Origin of the sequence: Paenibacillus sp. (assembly GCF_035645235.1) — a bacterium.
In the GTDB taxonomy this organism is placed as follows: domain Bacteria; phylum Bacillota; class Bacilli; order Paenibacillales; family YIM-B00363; genus Paenibacillus_AE.
In genome coordinates this window covers 1-2,094 of sequence record NZ_DASQMZ010000169.1, presented here as the reverse complement: position 1 = coordinate 2,094, position 2,094 = coordinate 1, and the positions used below count along the sequence as shown (strand labels likewise).

Genomic DNA, 2,094 nt, shown 5'->3' with positions numbered 1-2,094 from the left:
CGTCCGGCGAGGAGCATCTTCCGCCGCACGCGCGCGGCAGCGCGTTCCTCAGTTACCGCGGCGGCCTGTCTTCGCTCGTCGAGCGGCTGACGGAGACGCTGGAAGCGGAAGGCGCCGTGCTGCTGACCGGCGAGCCGGCGCGGGCCGTGACGCCGCAGTCCGGCGGCGGGGCCGTCGTCACGCTGACGAGCGGGGACGCCTTGCCGGCGGACGCGGTCATCGTCACGACGCCGGCCTCCTCGCTCGGGGCGCTCCTTCCGGAGGTGCCGGAGACGGCGCTGTTCCGCGACATGGCGTACGCGTCCGTCGCGAACGTCGTGCTCGGCTACCGGCGGGACCGCGTCGGCGTGCCGCTCGACGGCGCCGGCTTCGTCATTCCGCGCACGGAAGGGCGATTCATCACGGCGTGCACGTGGACGTCGTCCAAGTGGCTGCACACGGCGCCGGCGGATCGCGTGCTGATCCGCTGCTACGTCGGACGGATCGACGACGAGCGCTGGCGGGCCATGGACGACGAGGCGCTCGCCGCGGCCGTGCGACGGGAAGTGGCGGAGCTCGTCGGCATCGACGCCGAGCCGGACTTCGCGGACATTACCCGCCTCGAGCGTTCGATGCCGCAATACGAGGTCGGCCATCCGGAGAAGGTGCGGGCGGTGCGCGAGGCGCTCATGAAGAAAGCCCCCGGCGTCTACGCGGCGGGGGCTGGATTCGAGGGCGTCGGACTGCCCGATTGCATTCACCAAGGCAAGCAAGCGGCGGAGCAGGCGGTCGCGTTCATGCGCCGCCGGGTCGAAGCTTAGACAGGTCGAGCGAGAAGCCGTGGGCGGTCGAGTTGAGAATCTGAATGCGCTCGAGGTCGCGAATGACTTCCATAAGCACCGTCTTCGTCACGCCGGCCATGCGGGCCAGCTCGTCGTAATTCAAGGCGATGCGGATATTGATCGTGTTGCCGTTGCGCATGCCGTTCTTGTTGGCGAAGATGATCAGGTTCTTCAAGACGCGGGTCCGGGCGTCGACGAACGTCAGGTCGTAGACGTGTTCGTTCGTCTCCCGGATGCGGCGGCACAGCTCCTGCATGATCGACAGCGACATGTCGGGATGCGCCTTCAGCAGCTGAATGAACTCGTTGCCGCGCAGCGTCAGGAACATACTGTCCTCCAGCACCTGCGCGCTCGCCGACCGCGGCTTGCCGTCGATGAGCGACAGCTCGCCGAAGTTGTCGCCCGCCTGGAAGACGGACAAAATCTTCTCTTCGCCGCCCGCGTTGGACGTGAACACCTTGACCGAGCCGGATACGATGATATAAAAAACGTCTCCCGGCTCCTTCTCGCGAAACAGCACCGTTCCGGCCTTAAAGCCCTTGCGGTTGCAAATTTCGGAGAGTCGAGTCAACTGTTCCTCGGAGAGATGTTTGAACAGCGGCACTTGGTGCAAAAGAGATAACATGGGGAATGCTCCTCTGTGTGAAAAGTCGTAACCATTTTACCATAGGCGGAACAGGAATGGATAGGAGGATTTCGGCATGAACGGTCAAACGAGAAGCACGTCCCGTTCGCAGGCGGCGTTCGAAGCGGCGAAGCGAATCATCCCGGGCGGGGTGAATTCCCCGGTGCGCGCGTTCCGCTCGGTCGGCGGCGCGCCGTTCTTCGTCGATCGCGGCGCCGGCTCGCGCGTCTACGATATCGACGGGAACGAATATATCGATTACGTCGGCTCTTGGGGGCCCCTTATCTTGGGCCATGCCCATCCGGAGGTGCTGGCCGCGATTCGCGAGGCGGCCGAGCGCGGAACGAGCTTCGGCGCGCCGACGGAGCGGGAGACGGCCATGGCCGCGCTCGTCTGCGAGCGGATGCCGTCCGTCGAGGTCGTCCGGATGGTCAACTCCGGCACCGAGGCGACGATGAGCGCACTTCGGCTCGCGCGCGGCTACACGAATCGGTCTAAGATCGTAAAGTTCGAAGGCAGCTATCACGGCCATGCGGACGCGCTGCTCATCAAGGCGGGCTCCGGCGTCGCGACGCTCGGCCTGCCGGACAGCCCGGGCGTGCCGGCCGGCGTGGCGGAGCATACGATCACCGTACCGTACAACGACCC

At 65.8% G+C, this 2,094-nt stretch carries 3 protein-coding genes; 2 read left to right on the top strand and 1 reads right to left on the bottom strand.

Going from position 1 to position 2,094, the window contains the following annotated elements; all coding sequences use genetic code 11:
- Positions 1 to 800, top strand: an 800-nt coding sequence (gene hemG / locus VEZ38_RS16295) for a protoporphyrinogen oxidase (protein WP_324895277.1), incomplete at its 5' end; no start/stop codon positions are given.
- Here hemG and VEZ38_RS16290 read toward each other — a convergent pair.
- Entirely contained in the window at positions 775 to 1,446 is a 672-nt protein-coding gene (locus tag VEZ38_RS16290; RefSeq protein WP_324895275.1) for a Crp/Fnr family transcriptional regulator, read from the bottom strand. The two genes, hemG and VEZ38_RS16290, sit on opposite strands and share 26 nt — an antisense overlap.
- A gap of 76 nt (positions 1,447 to 1,522) precedes the next feature.
- Here VEZ38_RS16290 and VEZ38_RS16285 point away from each other — a divergent pair.
- Positions 1,523 to 2,094: aminotransferase class III-fold pyridoxal phosphate-dependent enzyme (locus VEZ38_RS16285; protein WP_324895273.1), on the top strand; the 572-nt coding region annotated here is incomplete at its 3' end.

Excerpts from the sequence above, each read along its gene's own strand:
- VEZ38_RS16290 (WP_324895275.1), bottom strand. The coding sequence starts at position 1,446 with ATGTTATCTCTTTTGCACCAAGTGCCGCTGTTCAAACATCTCTCCGAG.